Genomic DNA, 15,156 nt, shown 5'->3' with positions numbered 1-15,156 from the left:
TAAAGCATAAAAAAGTAAGAGATGATGAATTATGAGTAAAAAATACGTCGTTATGGGAGTGTCGGGGTGTGGTAAATCCTCTATCGGAGCCGCGCTGGGTAAAGCACTCAATATCCCTTTTTATGATGGTGACGATTTCCATCCAGAAGAAAATGTACAGAAAATGCAAAGCGGTCAGCCTCTGACTGATACGGACCGGCAATCCTGGCTGAAAATGCTGAACGAACTGCTTAGTGGACCAGAAGCCTTAGTCGTCGCCTGCTCTGCTCTAAAACCGGAATACCGGGATTTGCTGAGAAAAGGCGGTCAGGATATCCACTTTATTTACCTGAAAGGAGATTTTGATACTATCTGGTCAAGACACCAGAAGCGTGAAGGCCACTACTTCAATGGTTCAGCCATGTTGGAAAGTCAGTTTGACATCCTGGTTGAACCGAATGAACAAGAGGCACTGTATGTTGATATCAGGCAGTCTCCACAACAAATTGTTCAATATACACTCGCTAACCTGGCCTAAATTAAGTAAAGATGTCGTAACCTGTAAACTCTGTGTGGCAAATTCTCACAGAGTTTTTTCATGTTCTCTCCCCGATTCTGACTAAATCTCTGGATGACGCTCTAGCCAAATAGTACCGACAGCTGATATCCGTTATACTGTGCATAATTCACAAGCGAACAAAAGTAAGGTTCCTAATGACTGCAACGACTCCTTTAGCTAGCCTCCCGAAAGATCCGACCGAGCGTATGAATCAGTTTTTCAACACGGTCGCCAATGACCTCAAAATCTGGCTACTGGTTGATGAACACGGCAGCGTTCTGCTGACCGCTGACGATGAAGACTGTGTACCTGTCTGGCCAACTCAGGCACACGCCGAGCAATGGGCGACGGAAGAGTGGGAAGGGTTCAAACCTGAGGCTATCTCTGTTGCTAAATGGAAAAGTCGCTGGACACCGGGGTTAGAAGAAGACGAACTCTCCGTCATCGTATTTCCTGATCAGCAAGGTGAAGGGATTGTACTTTACCCTGACGAATTCGACAGTGAATTAAGAAAACGCGAATCAAAACGTCGTTAATTTTATGCCGTTACAAAGATAATCCATCGCCGTGCTAACCAGCTTTGGCACGGCGATGTCGCTTTTAAGAAAGGTTAGGCTATGGATAGCTGACCACGGCCATAATGAGGCAGCCCCGACTGGCTTCTCTTCTCCTCCACGGTTTCACGTAATTTCGCAATAACGAGTTGATAGAACATCATTCGCATATCGGAATAATTGCAGGCAAGCTCCTGCTCGAAACGTGATATATCCTCATTAAGGTGATTCATTACCAGTGTCGATAAATACTTCCACCCTTCGGCTTGAGGCATGTTATCCGTACTATGTAGCTCTTGCGTTAACATGTGTAGCAAAACCGCGATCTTCTGATTAGTCTGAGTTTGCAAACTTGTCTTATCCATATAACTCTCCTTTAACGGGTCAATATACTAGCCTAAGACTTCATGGTTTTTAGAGTAGAACCATTACTCAGTTTAGCAGCTATCTCAGAGAATCAAGTATGGAAGGCAAAAACAATGAATGGCAGGACGGCGAATGCCATGCCTGCCATGTATGGTTAACAACAACATAAGCTGGTACGAATTATTCCTCCCCGGCTTCCGCACATACCCTTTGCTGCACGGCTGGCGGCGCTGGCTCGTAATGGCTTAGTGCCATACTAAAGCTGCCTTCCCCACCAGTCAGGGAGCGCAGCCGACGTGAATAATCCTGCAGCTCGTTTATCGGTGATTTGGCCTTTATCAGCGTAAAGTTATTGGCCTGTGGATGAGTACCTTCAATAAGGCCCCGGTTACCGGACAAATCCCCAGACACATCACCAACGGCAGAAGTCGGAATAAACAGATCCAATTGAACGATCGGTTCCAGAACGATCGGATCGGCATTATTAACCGCATCCAGAAATGCCTTTTTACCCGCAATAACAAACGCAATCTCTTTTGAATCGACAGAGTGGAACTTGCCATCATAGACCGTCACTTCCAGATCTTTCAGCGGATTGCCAGAAATCGCGCCTTCATCCAGAGCCTGACGAATGCCCTTCTCTACAGCTGGAATTAATGCCGTCGGGATAGCACCTCCGACAACCTTATTTACAAACTTAAATCCGGCCCCACGTTCCAGTGGGCGAACTTTAAGCTGTACTTCGCCAAACTGACCGGCCCCCCCACTCTGCTTTTTATGCCGGTAATGCCCTTCAGCAGGCTTAGTGATGGTTTCAAAATATTCAACGCTCGGCTGACTGGTTTCCACATCCAGTTTGTATACGCTCTGCATTTTTTCCAGAGCCACTTTAAGGTGGAATTCCCCCTGACCACTCAACAGTGTTTCATTCGTGCGGGTCCGGTGCTCAATGCGTAGAGAAGGATCCTCCGCTGCGATACGGTTAAGCACCTCAGACAGTTTCTGTTCATCGCCCCGTTTCTTCGGACGAACAACCTGGCTGTACATAGATTCAGGGAAGTTCAGGGTACGCATTACGACACCGTCTTCGTCATGAGAATCGTGGATCACGGAGTCAAATTCCAGTTCATCCACTTTGGCCAGTACACAGAAATCTCCGGCAATGGCGTGCTGAATTTCAATACGCTCTTTGCCCTGTAACTGATACAAATGCCCGACTTTAAAAGCTTTGTTGCTCTCTCCGACATACAGCTGACTGCCGACACTGATTTCTCCCTGAAATACCCGAATATAGGCCAGTTTCCCCATATAAGGATCAACGCTCACCTTGTACACATGCGCTACCGTATGTTCCAGCGTTTCACAATCGACAGGGATCTGTTTTCCTTCTTTCTCCAGTAAAGGCGGGTTGCCTTCCGGAGGAATCGGCATAATTTCGGTTATCGTCTTCAGTAACAGCTCACACCCGGCTCCGGTTTCAGCGGAAGTAAAGCAAACAGGGATAACATGCCCGGTTCTTAGTGCTTCTTCAAAAGGGTCATGTAACTGAGGCGGCGTCAGTTCTGAACCTTGCTCAAGGTAGAGCTCCATCAGCTCTTCATCCACTTCAATAATCTGATCGATCAGACTTTCATGCGCCGTGGATACATCAGAAAACAGTGTTGGCTTATCATATTCTGGCTCGAAATAACAATCGACAACACCTGAACCATCTTCATTTGGCAGATTGATCGGCAGACAGTGGCTGCCAAAGTGATCCTCAATCTCCACCATAATCTCGAACACTTTTTGCGGATCTTGATCGATTTTATTCACAATAATCATCTGACATTTTTTTTGCTCCTGCGCAAAACTGAACAGACGATCAGAAATTTGGTTCAGAGGCGTATCAGCATCTATCACCAAAGCCGCCGATTCGACTGCCGGATAGACACTGAGACTCCTCCCTAAGAGCTCAGCCTGCCCCGGAGTGTCAATGATATTCATCCGGTGTTTTTTCCAGCTCAGAGTAACGGGGGTGGCCTCAATGCTATGCTGATACTGAATAGATTGTGGATCGAAATCGGTAACGGTATTTCCTCTGGCTACGCTCCCCAGTTGTTCTGTCGCTTGCGCTGTAAACAACAGACGCTCAATCAAACTGGTTTTGCCCGTACCTGCTTGGCCGGAAAAGGCCACATTCCTGATTTTATTAACTGGCATATATCACTCCTGAAGAAAATGTAGATACAAATGTAAAAACAACATCAACATACGAGTTGGCGGTTAAACCGCCAGCTCGTCTTCCAGGTCATTTTGCGAATGGATATATGCACGGTAAGTCCGATAGCAGAAATAATGTATATAGCTTGGCTGTTAATTTTTATCTCTGGTGTGACTCATTTCATAACTGTGACGATTGGTCTTCCTTCATATGATTGATAGATCAGTTAATTTGCTTAACAGAAAGCTATTCATCAATATACACCACTGGGGTATTCACATTATTAATTGATTCATTACCCAGCAGCGCCTGATGCACAGCGTAAACGCCCTGATATCCCATTTCATATGGTGACTGAGTAATATACCCTTCCAGCTTTCCTCTGTGCAGACTTTCCATGATAAACGGATCTTCATCAAAGCCTATGTGAACCACATTCTTATGTTTTTTGATCACCTCGCGGGCAATAATGGTCCCTATGGTCGTCGTATCGTTCGGTGTGAAGATACCATCAAGATTGTCGATACTATAAAGCACTCTGCGCGATATCGCTCTTGCGTCACCCACCCGGGTTCCCAGATAAGGCTCCGCAACAATCTTCAGCCCTCTTTCTTTGGCACCATAAATAAAGCCCGATTCTCTTGCATCTGTTGAGGCGACCCCTTCCTGTAAACGAAACAATGCCACATTCCCTTTGCCACCCAGAGCTTCCGACATTTTTTCCGCGGCTAATTGACCCGCTGCATAATTGTCCGTGGTCACGGAAGCTACCCGTACCCCTCCTGTATCCCGGTCAATATACACGGTAGGGATACCCCGAGCCTTCAGCAGAGCAACATCTTTATTCCGGGAGGGATCGGAAGGGGCAATAACGACACCAACACTATTATGCTCATCAACAAACCGATTCAAAATGACTCTTTGTCCCTCAGAGTCCTTATCATTAATCGTACCCCGAATGTAGAGCTGATATCCAAGTTCCTCACCTGCCTTCTGAGCGCCCAAAATGACATCAGCCCAAAACGGTCTTAACTCGCTGCCTGATACAATAACAGCCAGGTTCTTTTCTGCTTGTGCCGCCCAAGGGGTAAACAAAGTCACCAACAAACTTAGTACCATGAAAAATTTTGGTATACGCATCACTCTGTCCTCACCGGTATGCTTTCCGTCAAGCATAGCTCATAACTCAGGTGCTGAAACCGAATACAAATCCGACTTTTCAATAAATCAGGTTGATTTGCCAAATATGACACACTGCCAGGACACGCCCTAAAGACTTATATCATGAACCCACTTGTCATCTCATCCAACAGTGTGAATACTAAGGGTATTTTCTTCACAATGAAAAAGAACGTCTATGAAGCTTTCAGGAATCCATCACACTGCGATTATCTGCTCAGATTATCCGGTATCGAAACGGTTCTATAATGAAATATTAGGGCTCAACATTCTGGCTGAAAATTATCGCAGTGAACGAGACTCCTATAAACTCGACTTAGCATTACCTAATGGTAATCAGATAGAGCTATTCTCCTTCCCCGGCGCGCCAAAAAGACCGAGTTTTCCCGAAGCTCAGGGGCTCCGGCACCTGGCTTTTACCGTTCAGTCTATCGATGAAAGCATAAAACACCTGCTGTCATTTGATATTGACGTCGAGCCAGTCCGGATTGATCCTTATACTGGCTGCCGGTTCACCTTTTTTCAGGATCCGGATGGCTTGCCATTAGAGCTGTATGAAGTAACACCTGTTGAATAACCAGAAAAGGAAGTCAGATGTATAACGCAGTCACCATAGAAGCATTTCGGGCTTTAGATGCCATAGATAAAAAAGGCAGCTTCTCTGCTGCCGCCAAATCCTTGTATAAAGTCCCGTCTGCGTTAACCTACACCATTAAAAAGCTGGAAGATGATATCGGTGTACCACTGTTCGACCGCTCAAAACAACGGGCACAGCTGACCCCCGCAGGAAAACTGGTTCTGGAGCAGGGACGAGAGATACTCTGCGCCACAAATCGCTTAGTCGACTCAGTAAAGCAACTGGAATCCGGCTGGGAAAGTGAAATCCGTATCGCCCGGGATACCGTTATTCCCCAGGATTATCTATTCGATCTGATCGTGGATTTCAACCAATTAGACCAGAACGTCAATATTTCTCTGAGTGTTGAAGTACTGGGGGGAGGCTGGGATGCCCTGCACAGTGGGCGTGCCGATATCGTTATCGGGGCGACGGGTGAACTGCCGAGAGGATTATTTAACACCCATAAAATGGGGGAAGTGGCCTTTACCTTCGCCATTTCTCCACAGCACCCATTGGCGAATGTTAAGGGCAAAATAGAACAGGAACAGCTATCTGATTACCCTTCGATTGTCGTTGCAGATACATCACAGATACTCCCGGGACTCAATTCCGGGCGCTTTACCAGTAAACAAGTGATCCTGGTCAGTGATATCGAATCTAAAATTTCCGCACAAATACGTGGGTTGGGAACCGGTTTTCTACCCGCACATCTGGCGAAACCCTATCTGGAATCGGGCCAGTTGATAGAAAAAGAGTGTGATTTTCCAAGACCGAACCAGGAAGTCTATATCGCCTGGCATAAAGAGCAGGAAGGCAGAGCGTTTGAGTGGTTCGTTAACAAGCTATGCAAAATCAACTGGCCACTCTAAACGCCAAACATACCAGCTAATAAATTAGCTTAGTGCACCCGCAAGTTGTTCCAGAGCACCTTTGCGGTTTTCTGCTGCAACGTCATCACCCATGTTCAGAGCTTCAGCAAATACAAAGTTCACGTCCGTCAGGCCGATAAAGCCAAGGATGGTTTTCAGATAACCGTGCACGATATCATGTTCAGTACCCTTATGCTGACCACCACGAGTCGTTACGATAGTCACTGGTTTGTTGTCGATCAGACCAACCGGACCAGTCTCTGTGTACGTGAAAGTCACACCGGCACGAGCTATCATATCAAACCAGTTTTTCAGCTGAGTCGGTACCATAAAGTTATACATTGGTGCAGCGATAACCACAGAATCGGCGGCTTTCAGTTCATCGATAAGCTGGTTAGACTGCTGAAGGATCGCTTTTTGTTCATCGTTAAGTTCATCTTCATTACCACCCAGAGAACCGATGACATTCAGATCCATAACAGGTAAAGGATTCGCTGCCAGATCACGTTCAATAATGTTGGCACTGCCTTCCAGAGCAATATTCAGAAGCTGGTTAGATTGTGAGTGTTCACCAAGAATGCTTGATTTTAGAACTAATACGCTTGACATAGTTATTCCCCTTTCAATTCATGACGAGTTTCATTTAACTTGTGTACTTACTTTACCTAAAACGATCCGGTAAAAATATTAGAATAATTAGAGCAGTCATTTCAAAAATTTTGAATGACCATCCACAGGTAAGAACACCCTTTACGTACCTTTACATTCACTGTTCCCTCCTTTACAAACCAAAATAATATAATGAGAACTCTTATCAATTTCCGGTGTGTACATCCGGCGTTTAATTCAGTAGCCAATTATGAAAAAAAAAATCAAAACGTAGCCTGTTTCTGGCCTTAGCACTCCTGATAATGATGGCCGGTGGCCTGTTCTACTTTTATCCTTCGGCAGAACCGGAGCCAAGCTATGCCACTGAAACGGTTCAACGCGGCAGGATAGAACATACCGTTCTCGCAAATGGTATGTTGCATCCCTCCAGGTTAGTCAGTGTAGGAGCCCAGATATCGGGACAAATCAAAACATTGGCCGTTCAACTTGGTGATGAAGTCAAACAAGGCGATCTTATCGCTCAGATAGATGACCTGACGCAGCAGAAGCTGATCTCGCAGTATATAAAGCAGAACTGGATCAACTGAAAGCAGAAAAACAGCAAGCCATGATCAGCGTGGATAATGCCAAACTGGATTTAGGTTACACCACCATTAATGCACCGATGGACGGTACCGTCGTTTATGCCTCTGTTTCAGAGGGTCAGACGGTAAACGCTAATCAAAGTGCGCCAACTATTATCGAGCTGGCTAAACTGGATACCATGACAGTAAAAGCCCAGATATCTGAAGCCGGTGTCATTAATGTTCACGCCGGTCAGAAAGCCTATTTCACGATTCTGGGTTCATCAAACCAGCGCTATGAAGGTGTATTGCGGGCAATAGAACCGGGGCCAACGTTGATGGATGGTGATGACAGCGACCTAAGCGCCGATGACAGTGACGCTATCTACTATAACGGTCTGTTTGAGGTAGAAAACCCGGATCATCGACTACGAATAGGAATGACGGCTGAAGTATCAATTATTTTGAATGGTGCCGACGACACCCTGCTTGTACCCGCACAAATTCTGATAAAACAACCGGGGCCGGGAAGCCACTATCAGGTACCCGTCCTGATAAACGGTCAGGTTGAATACCGTGACGTAGAAGTCGGCATCAACAACAAGGTCAATGCACAGATTGTGTCGGGTCTGAACGACGGTGATCAAATCGTTATCGGGATGCCTTCCGAAGGAAACAGTTCCAGCTCTCACCGGGCGGGCCCACCAATGATGGGGATGTAAGCCATGAGTGAAGCATTACTTGAAATCTCCGGGATCAGCCGGACGTTCCCTGCCGGTGATGAAGAGCTGACGGTTCTTAACAAGGTAAACCTGTCTATCCACCGGGGGGAAATGGTGGCCATTGTCGGTGCCTCAGGTTCAGATTAATACCAATGGATTAAATTCCGGGATGCCGCTAATGAAAACTGGTTAAAAAGTAGCCAATCGATAGCGTTCATGATATAAACTCTTCGTCCGTCCCGTTAAGCCTTCGGGACACACCAGGAGATGAAATGTTGAAATTATCTAAGCTATACAGATTAGGCGTACTGTTTGCTGTTACAAGTTGGGCATCCGTCAGTACTGCAGCCGGCAATGACAACCAAGTTGATAAAAATTCATTGGTATATCCGACTATGGCGGTTCCTCTGCAATCAAGTTTTGAAAACGAAGCCCAGATAGCAAAGCTTAGCCAATTACTGCTAAATCAAAACCTTACCGAAGATGACCGAGCGAAAGTTTTCTATGAAAGGGGTTATTATTACGATAACTTGGGCCTGAAAGATCTGGCCCGCCTGGATTTCGGACAATCTCTTAAGATCAACCCGGCACAGCCTGCGATTTTCAACCGACTGGGAATGTATTTTACACAAGTTGGAGAATATGATGCCGCTTATGAAGCCTTTGATTCAACTTTAGAGTTAGACCCTAATAATCAGGATGCTATACGTAACCGGGCCATCGCACTCTATTATGGTGATCGCATCAATCTTGCTCTGGAAGACATGCAAACCTACTATCAAAAAGATCCAAATGATCCGTTCCGCTCTCTGTGGCTATTCATCGTTGAACGAGAAGTCGATGAAAAGGCAGCGCTTAAACGTCTGGCAACAAAATACCATAAGCGTACTACTGACAATTGGAACTGGGTATTAGTTGGTATTATGTTAGGGGAGATAAGTGAAGAACAGGCTTATTCAATTGTATCAAGTCAAACTCGTGACAATGTCCTCATGGCTCAACGTTTAACCGAAGCCTATTTTTATTTAGGAAAATACCGTAAAGCTCATGGTGATTACTCGGACGCATTGTCTCTGTACAAACTTGCTATTTCTTTCAATGTTTACGATTACGTAGAGCATGGGTATTCTTTCTTAGAACTTGGCCGTATATTCAATGAATATAAAAAAGCTCAACAATCTGGCAGAGTTGATGATTTTGTAAAGGTAAATTAAATATAATTTATTATATATGAACAACCAAGGTGGTAGAAAATTAATATTAATGTACTAATATTATTTTTCTAATCACCTTGGATAAATAACCAGAAAGCCTTATCTAACTGCAATCTAGTCATTACTTCTCCTTGCTTTGTAGTTGTAATCAACATCAACTACAGCGCGGTACTCTATTTTATTACGTGATACAGGCACTTCTTCAATTCGAACCTGAGCACTCTCAACAGAGATACCACCTACAACATTATCAGCAAATGTAGTTAATTTGCTACGTAACTGTCGGTTACTGGCTGTATTAAGAGATTCATACATATTAAACCCGGCATTTAATGCTTCTGATTTAGTACCAAAAGAATCGCTGGTTAACATGGTGTCCCGATGAACAGTCTCAAGTTGAGCAGCTGATACAGCAAAGGTAGTGAGTAAGCCAGCAGCAATAGTAATAAATGTCTTCATGGTAGGTCCTTATACAGAGTTAACCGCTGTATCGAATTAACAAGATTTCAATACCTTGCTTTAACTCTATCCCATTTAACACCTTGAAATTAATATTTAATAAATCTTAATTTATATAAATTAAAGAGATATCAGATAGTTAAATTCAGGGCTTGTATCCAAGTGCTCTTAATTTAATTGCACTCCCATGTTAAAAGTAGCACTTGGTTGATATAGATCAAGATGTACTTAAATATAATTTTCATTATACATAAAATGTGCTACTTAATTTTAAATCACTATTACTTTTGAATGATAACTATTCCATCTGTGATGATGAGACATTATTTTCTATCTTATTTATAGTTAACCAACAGATATTTTCAGATTACGCAGAAAAGGCCCGAATCCCTGCTCTCCACACCAGAAATTCAGCGCGTTTTGCACACCGTGACTGGTCAGGGTTGCCCCGGAAATCCCGTCGACGGAATGATCGCCAATAACCTGTCTGTGATTCACCACCACCTGAAAATCCGGTTTACCCTCACTAAAAATTTGCTTACCGATAAACTGCTGTACCCACTCCGGTTCGTCGATGATCTTACCACCCAGCCCCGGGGTTTCCGCATGTTGATAAAAACCCAGCCCACTGATACTTAAATTATCCAGTTCCAGAGCCAGATACCCTTGCAGCAGAGAAAATTTACCAAACGCCCGAACTGGCAGAGCTACCCTATCATAGCGACCCTGCTCATCTTTGATCAGAAAAACTTTAGCGATATTTTCGCGCCGTTTTAAACCGGCATAGTCGTCCTTTTCAGCCAAAGACACCGAAAGTGACGGGTCGGTACGGGCAACTTCTGCATCGTAGTTTTCCAGACGCTCTGTATCATCAATAAACTGACCGGAGTTCAGATCCACTAATCGTGGTTCAACGTACTGTTCCATCAGTTTTACCATACTGGTTTTTTTCTTCATCAGGCCTGCTGTTTCCATCAGCACCAGCCGTTTATCCAGTCTGGTTATTTCTGGCTGGTGCGCGTTGCTCTGACTTAAACTAGACTTCAGTTTTTCGACCTGTCCATTGTTTCCAGGCTGATCAGAACCGAAACAGCCGGACAAGGCCAGTATACCTGCTGTAATTACACCGGTTTTTTTAAGGTTCAACATATTCATATACAGCTCCTATTTCAGACGGCGAGGGACAACCTGAGCGATAATGTTAAATTCACCCTGGTTAGTCTGAATATGCAGAGTCAGGAACTCTCCCAGCTCCAGAGTACGTTTAGGGTTAAACAGCATCAGGTGATGCGTATTCGGTGTCAGAGCCAGTTTTTTATCAGCCGGAATAGCGATTTCATCAATATGGAACATTACCCGCTTTCCGCTTTCAAATTTGGTGCTGTGCAGCATAGTCATACCGAAAACATCACTGCTCAGGCCAGTGATCACCAACTTTTTACCGGTATTGTTATGAATAGTCATTTTGCTTCCAGTTCCGTTCGCCCCCTGAGCGAGCTGAAAAATCATCGGATTTTCAACGTCAACCAACTGCTGAAGCGTTCCCTCATTTGCCTGTGAGAAAAAAGAAGAAAGGTAGAATGCAGCCGCCATAAAAAAAACCGATAACGGTTTGTTAATCATGAATGAATCCCTGTTATTTTGTTTGTAATTTATTGATGTAGCCGTTCAGGTCCATGCCCGACGAATAGCCGATATGCGTTTTTTCTATCACGCCCGCCTTATTGATAAAAAAGGTGGTTGGTGTCACCGAGACTAAATAGCGCTCCTGAGTAATGCCTAACTGATCCTTACCCAGCAGGAAACTGATGCCCAGATCATCGGCTATCGCATCTAGATCAACCTCTTTATCATCGATATTGATGGAGATAACCGTCAGATCATCCGGACGCTCTTGTACCACTTGCTGCCATTTCTTCATCATCAGCAGGCAGGCACCACAGGTTTCCGACCAGAACTCCAGAACAACCGGTTTGCCCTGATAATCTGCCAGCTTAATCTCCTGCTGACGGGCATCGAATGCCGCAACAGAGGGAGCACTTTCTCCCACCCTGGCAATTTCGTCTTTACACCCGCTGAGCACAGCAGTCAGCAGAAAAACCAGACAAGCAAAGTGTTTTTTACCCTTTAGCTGATTACTGTTCATTCGGTCTTTCCTCACCCATATACTTGCCGTGCTGCAAGCGGATGATCCGATCGGTGTAACGCCCCAAATCCGGGTTATGCGTCACCATAATGATGGTGCGGTTCTGTGCATGCAGACGCTTAAAGATATCCAGGACAATCTGTTCATTCTCTTCGTCCAGATTGCCGGTCGGTTCATCAGCGAAAATGATCGGACACTCATTTACCAGTGCACGGGCAATACACACCCGCTGCTGCTCACCACCGGAAAGCTGATTTGGCAGGTGATCGATCCGGTGCCCAAGACCGACTTGTTCCAGTACGCGAACGGCTGCTTCTTTGTCGGTCACGCTGTGGTAATGCTGAGCCAGCATGACGTTTTCCAGTGCAGTGAGATAAGGGATCAGGTGGAACTGCTGAAACAGCAGGCCGATTTTTTCTGCCCGGAACGAGCGTCGTCCGTCTTCATCAAGATGTGCTGCATCCTGACCGTCCAGGTAAATCTGACCTTCGGTTGCGGTATCCAGACAACTGAGAATATTCATCAGGGTTGTCTTGCCGGAACCAGACGCCCCCATAATGGCGACGAACTCGCCATGCTGAATGGAAATATTAATGTTATCCAGCGCTTTTACCTGATCAAAATATTTGGAAAGCCCATTGGTTTCAATTGCATAAGTTGACATTCTATTCTCCTTTAAGCACTCTGGCGGGATCGACGCTGATTGCCCTTAACGTCGGGATGGTCGCAGCCACCAGGGCCGCAAGAAATGAAAGTACGGATGTGATCAGAAAAACGGGGCCGCGCAGATCAATACTGGCGCTGAATACGGTCTGTCCCAGTATTTGCGCCAGCAGATAGCCCAGCGCCAGCCCCACGACAATCGCGGCCAGTGTCATCAAAGCAGTTTCGGCCAGGATCTGTTTGGTGATCGAGCTGTGAGACGCGCCTAATGATTTTTGCAGCGCAAACTCGTACCGCCGTTCCGAGATCATGGCGGTCAGCGTGGTGTTCACACACAACGTAGACAAAACCAGGATCACAAATGCCACTACGCCCATCAACAGCTTAATCTTATTCAGCACCTTACCTTCGGATGCTGATACCTTACGGATAGGGCGGATATTTAGCTGTGGATACTTCTCATGCAGCGTTGCCGCAAACTGTTCAACCTGCCCGTTATTGTTCGCCAGACTGAACATGGCGTAGTTAACTTGTCCTTCTTTTTCCAGCCAGTCCTGCACCACCGGTAGGTTAACAATCAGATAATTATCTTCCGCTTCACCGGACTCAATAATTCCTTTAATGGTAAAACTGTGCTTCGCATTGTCTTTGATGATGTTGATTTGCGAACCAAGCCCCAGCTCCAGCTTTTGCGCCAGCTTGCTGCCGATCATGGCATTGCGCTGATCGAAAGCCACGTTGATCCACTTACCTTTTATCTGCCAGTAAGGGGTCAGTTTCTGTAACTGGGAAAAGTCGATGCCCATCAGCACCACTTTTTCCAGATCAGACTGAGCCATCCCATACAGATATGGACTGGAAGCGACCAGACTGCTCTCCGGAGCCAGCTTACGTATCTGCCGGTAATCCAAAGCAGATAAGTGCGCCAGCTTCTCACCCGGACCAACAAAAAAGTTGGCTCCGTAGTTTCTGAGTTCATGGCTCATTTTTTCATTGATATCAAAATAGACGCCGGCCATCGCAGTAATGATTGCCGCCCCAACCGTCAGTGCAGTAAATACTATCAACACCCGGCGGACACGCAGCCTGAGCGAACGCCATACCAGCAGACGGTTCATAGACGCCCCATTAACAGACGAACCTTTATTTGCGGCCATACAACACCTCGATAGGATAGAGCGACGCAATACGCCGGGAAGGGAAATAGGTGCCGATTACCGTGATAATGACGGAGATCACCAGTACCATAGGCACAATAATCCAGTTGAAACTGACCATGGAACCAAACAGGGCATATCCCATGACCTTTGCCAGCCCCCAGCCTGCCAGACAGCCAAGCAGACCACCCAGTAAGCCGCAGATAATGGATTCTGAATAGAACAGCAGATACACCTGCCAGTTATGTGCCCCCAACGATTTCATCAGGCCGATCTCTTTGGCTCGTTGCAGAATCGCGTTGGTCATCAGAGAGGCAATGCCCATTGCCGCAGCGACTAAAGCGGCACAGGTCACCACAAACAGCAGGCTCTGGATCTTACCGATAACAATGCCTTCCGATGCGGCCACCTGCCAGATAGGTTTCACCAGCGCATTGTTCATCGCCCCTTCCAGCTGGAAAGAGATAGAGGAAACAAAAGCGGTACAGAACCAGAGGTCATACTCGTCAGAATCCAGTGATTCCAGATCTTCACGGGCTTTCTTCGACAGTGCATTTTCCGGCACCGTCAGGGCGGAGACGTTTACTGTCTGAACCCGTTCTTCCAGATCCAGAAGCTGCTGTCCAATATGCAGCGGGACCAGCAGTGCCGTTTCATCTTCAGAGCCGTTGGTCAGAATACCGGTAATGGTTACCCTTGCTGTCGAATGTTGTTTTCCACTCAGGTGTACCTCGTCACCAACCGACCAGCCTTGTTGCTCGGCCAGTGTTTTGCCCGCCAGAGCCTGCGATTTTTCATCGTCCGGCCATTGGCCATCGACCTTCCAGTAGGTCGCAATGATCCGGTTGCCGGTGTGATAATCCGGCTCATCAGGCACCGCAATCTGTTTGTCAAAAAAGGTACCGATAAGATTGATCTGCGCTGACGATCCAGAGGCCTGAGCGTTCACTTCTCCGCGCACAAACGGGGCAAAGCCGATAATATTGTTGCGCCAGAATATATCCTTAATATTCGGCAGTTCCCTTTCCTTAAGCAGGTCATCTTTTGCCAGCTCGGCGGTGTGCGAAGCCAGCATCTCCGGCAGTGCGATCTGTCCCTCGGGAGAGATCTCGATATTTGCCCCGTAGCTTTTCATCTCCTGCGACATCTTGTCACCGATATTGACGGAGATAGCCAGCAGAGCCGAAATCAACCCTGCCGCCAGAAACACCGTCGTCGTTGCCAGTAATTTTCGCCCGGTATCATGCGCCCAGGACTGGCGAAGCATAGTCCATAACATAGTAATTCTCCTGAAA

At 46.1% G+C, this 15,156-nt stretch carries 17 protein-coding genes and 1 pseudogene; 7 read left to right on the top strand and 11 right to left on the bottom strand.

Annotated features, from left to right (window positions below):
- The first annotated feature begins 28 nt into the window (after positions 1 to 28).
- Positions 29 to 517, top strand: a complete 489-nt coding sequence (locus DI392_RS10545; RefSeq protein ID WP_109319872.1) for a gluconokinase — start codon at positions 29 to 31, stop codon at positions 515 to 517.
- Between the two features lie 227 nt (positions 518 to 744).
- Positions 745 to 1,074, top strand: a complete 330-nt coding sequence (locus tag DI392_RS10540) for a DUF2750 domain-containing protein (RefSeq protein ID WP_245884029.1) — start codon at positions 745 to 747, stop codon at positions 1,072 to 1,074.
- 74 nt (positions 1,075 to 1,148) lie between these two features.
- On the opposite strand, the gene DI392_RS10535 is transcribed toward DI392_RS10540, so the two are convergent.
- The 3 genes from DI392_RS10535 to DI392_RS10525 form a co-directional block, all read right to left on the bottom strand.
- Positions 1,149 to 1,457 carry a hypothetical protein gene (locus DI392_RS10535; protein ID WP_109319870.1) on the bottom strand — a complete coding sequence of 103 codons (309 nt, stop codon included), beginning with the start codon at positions 1,455 to 1,457 and terminating at the stop codon, positions 1,149 to 1,151.
- 181 nt (positions 1,458 to 1,638) lie between these two features.
- The gene (fusA, locus tag DI392_RS10530) at positions 1,639 to 3,660 is read right to left on the bottom strand and encodes an elongation factor G (protein WP_109319869.1); all 2,022 of its coding nucleotides are present in this window, start codon (positions 3,658 to 3,660) and stop codon (positions 1,639 to 1,641) included.
- Between the two features lie 247 nt (positions 3,661 to 3,907).
- Positions 3,908 to 4,801 (bottom strand): substrate-binding domain-containing protein, encoded by an 894-nt coding sequence (locus DI392_RS10525; RefSeq protein WP_219930900.1) that lies wholly within the window; start codon positions 4,799 to 4,801, stop codon positions 3,908 to 3,910.
- 217 nt (positions 4,802 to 5,018) lie between these two features.
- Between DI392_RS10525 and gloA2 the strand changes: the two genes are divergently transcribed.
- The gene (gene gloA2, locus DI392_RS10520) at positions 5,019 to 5,417 is read left to right on the top strand and encodes an SMU1112c/YaeR family gloxylase I-like metalloprotein (protein WP_109319867.1); all 399 of its coding nucleotides are present in this window, start codon (positions 5,019 to 5,021) and stop codon (positions 5,415 to 5,417) included.
- Positions 5,418 to 5,434: 17 nt separating this feature from the next.
- The gene (locus DI392_RS10515) at positions 5,435 to 6,328 is read left to right on the top strand and encodes a LysR family transcriptional regulator (RefSeq protein WP_109319866.1); all 894 of its coding nucleotides are present in this window, start codon (positions 5,435 to 5,437) and stop codon (positions 6,326 to 6,328) included.
- Positions 6,329 to 6,352: 24 nt separating this feature from the next.
- Here DI392_RS10515 and DI392_RS10510 read toward each other — a convergent pair whose 3' ends face one another.
- Complete coding sequence (locus DI392_RS10510; protein ID WP_109319865.1) at positions 6,353 to 6,937, bottom strand: FMN-dependent NADH-azoreductase; 585 nt, start codon at positions 6,935 to 6,937, stop codon at positions 6,353 to 6,355.
- A 302-nt stretch (positions 6,938 to 7,239) separates the two neighbouring features.
- Here DI392_RS10510 and DI392_RS10505 point away from each other — a divergent pair.
- The 3 genes and pseudogenes from DI392_RS10505 (at position 7,240) to nlpI (ending at position 9,436) form a co-directional block, all read left to right on the top strand.
- A pseudogene (locus DI392_RS10505) lies at positions 7,240 to 8,222 on the top strand (efflux RND transporter periplasmic adaptor subunit).
- A 3-nt stretch (positions 8,223 to 8,225) separates the two neighbouring features.
- Positions 8,226 to 8,369 (top strand): hypothetical protein, encoded by a 144-nt coding sequence (locus tag DI392_RS19605; protein WP_181388412.1) that lies wholly within the window; start codon positions 8,226 to 8,228, stop codon positions 8,367 to 8,369.
- Between the two features lie 125 nt (positions 8,370 to 8,494).
- The gene (gene nlpI, locus DI392_RS10500) at positions 8,495 to 9,436 is read left to right on the top strand and encodes a lipoprotein NlpI (RefSeq protein ID WP_109319864.1); all 942 of its coding nucleotides are present in this window, start codon (positions 8,495 to 8,497) and stop codon (positions 9,434 to 9,436) included.
- 114 nt (positions 9,437 to 9,550) lie between these two features.
- On the opposite strand, the gene DI392_RS10495 is transcribed toward nlpI, so the two are convergent.
- The 7 genes from DI392_RS10495 to DI392_RS10465 all read right to left on the bottom strand — a co-directional run bounded on the left by DI392_RS10495 (position 9,551) and on the right by DI392_RS10465 (position 15,140).
- Positions 9,551 to 9,895: a DUF3316 domain-containing protein gene (locus DI392_RS10495; RefSeq protein ID WP_109319863.1), complete on the bottom strand. Its 345-nt coding sequence runs from the start codon at positions 9,893 to 9,895 to the stop codon at positions 9,551 to 9,553.
- A gap of 345 nt (positions 9,896 to 10,240) precedes the next feature.
- On the bottom strand, positions 10,241 to 11,050 hold the full coding sequence (gene nqrC, locus DI392_RS10490; RefSeq protein ID WP_109319862.1) for an NADH:ubiquinone reductase (Na(+)-transporting) subunit C: 810 nt from the start codon (positions 11,048 to 11,050) through the stop codon (positions 10,241 to 10,243).
- Between the two features lie 9 nt (positions 11,051 to 11,059).
- A complete protein-coding gene (locus DI392_RS10485; RefSeq protein ID WP_109319861.1) occupies positions 11,060 to 11,518 on the bottom strand; it encodes a copper chaperone PCu(A)C in 459 nt (152 codons plus the stop codon).
- Between the two features lie 13 nt (positions 11,519 to 11,531).
- On the bottom strand, positions 11,532 to 12,041 hold the full coding sequence (locus DI392_RS10480) for a TlpA family protein disulfide reductase (RefSeq protein ID WP_109319860.1): 510 nt from the start codon (positions 12,039 to 12,041) through the stop codon (positions 11,532 to 11,534).
- Entirely contained in the window at positions 12,031 to 12,705 is a 675-nt protein-coding gene (locus tag DI392_RS10475; protein WP_109319859.1) for an ABC transporter ATP-binding protein, read from the bottom strand. Before DI392_RS10475 ends, DI392_RS10480 begins: the two co-directional genes overlap by 11 nt.
- A 1-nt stretch (position 12,706) precedes the next feature.
- Complete coding sequence (locus tag DI392_RS10470; RefSeq protein WP_109319858.1) at positions 12,707 to 13,861, bottom strand: ABC transporter permease; 1,155 nt, start codon at positions 13,859 to 13,861, stop codon at positions 12,707 to 12,709.
- Positions 13,848 to 15,140, bottom strand: coding sequence for an ABC transporter permease (locus DI392_RS10465; protein ID WP_109319857.1), 1,293 nt, complete (start codon positions 15,138 to 15,140; stop codon positions 13,848 to 13,850). The genes DI392_RS10470 and DI392_RS10465 overlap by 14 nt, the downstream gene beginning before the upstream one ends.
- Between the last annotated feature and the right edge of the window lie 16 nt (positions 15,141 to 15,156).

This window comes from Vibrio albus (assembly GCF_003144035.1).
GTDB lineage: Bacteria > Pseudomonadota > Gammaproteobacteria > Enterobacterales > Vibrionaceae > Vibrio > Vibrio albus.
The sequence above is the reverse complement of the archived record's forward strand: the minus strand, read 5'-3'. Positions and strand labels throughout refer to the sequence as shown.

Coding starts and splice junctions, on each gene's coding strand:
- fusA (WP_109319869.1), bottom strand. CDS start 3,660: ATGCCAGTTAATAAAATCAGGAATGTGGCCTTTTCCGGCCAAGCAGGT.
- DI392_RS10540 (WP_245884029.1), top strand. CDS start 745: ATGAATCAGTTTTTCAACACGGTCGCCAATGACCTCAAAATCTGGCTA.
- DI392_RS10470 (WP_109319858.1), bottom strand. CDS start 13,861: ATGGCCGCAAATAAAGGTTCGTCTGTTAATGGGGCGTCTATGAACCGT.
- DI392_RS19605 (WP_181388412.1), top strand. CDS start 8,226: ATGAGTGAAGCATTACTTGAAATCTCCGGGATCAGCCGGACGTTCCCT.
- DI392_RS10525 (WP_219930900.1), bottom strand. CDS start 4,801: ATGCGTATACCAAAATTTTTCATGGTACTAAGTTTGTTGGTGACTTTG.
- DI392_RS10495 (WP_109319863.1), bottom strand. CDS start 9,895: ATGAAGACATTTATTACTATTGCTGCTGGCTTACTCACTACCTTTGCT.
- DI392_RS10485 (WP_109319861.1), bottom strand. CDS start 11,518: ATGATTAACAAACCGTTATCGGTTTTTTTTATGGCGGCTGCATTCTAC.
- DI392_RS10465 (WP_109319857.1), bottom strand. CDS start 15,140: ATGTTATGGACTATGCTTCGCCAGTCCTGGGCGCATGATACCGGGCGA.
- DI392_RS10535 (WP_109319870.1), bottom strand. CDS start 1,457: ATGGATAAGACAAGTTTGCAAACTCAGACTAATCAGAAGATCGCGGTT.
- nqrC (WP_109319862.1), bottom strand. CDS start 11,050: ATGAATATGTTGAACCTTAAAAAAACCGGTGTAATTACAGCAGGTATA.
- DI392_RS10510 (WP_109319865.1), bottom strand. CDS start 6,937: ATGTCAAGCGTATTAGTTCTAAAATCAAGCATTCTTGGTGAACACTCA.
- nlpI (WP_109319864.1), top strand. CDS start 8,495: ATGTTGAAATTATCTAAGCTATACAGATTAGGCGTACTGTTTGCTGTT.
- DI392_RS10515 (WP_109319866.1), top strand. CDS start 5,435: ATGTATAACGCAGTCACCATAGAAGCATTTCGGGCTTTAGATGCCATA.
- gloA2 (WP_109319867.1), top strand. CDS start 5,019: ATGAAGCTTTCAGGAATCCATCACACTGCGATTATCTGCTCAGATTAT.
- DI392_RS10480 (WP_109319860.1), bottom strand. CDS start 12,041: ATGAACAGTAATCAGCTAAAGGGTAAAAAACACTTTGCTTGTCTGGTT.
- DI392_RS10475 (WP_109319859.1), bottom strand. CDS start 12,705: ATGTCAACTTATGCAATTGAAACCAATGGGCTTTCCAAATATTTTGAT.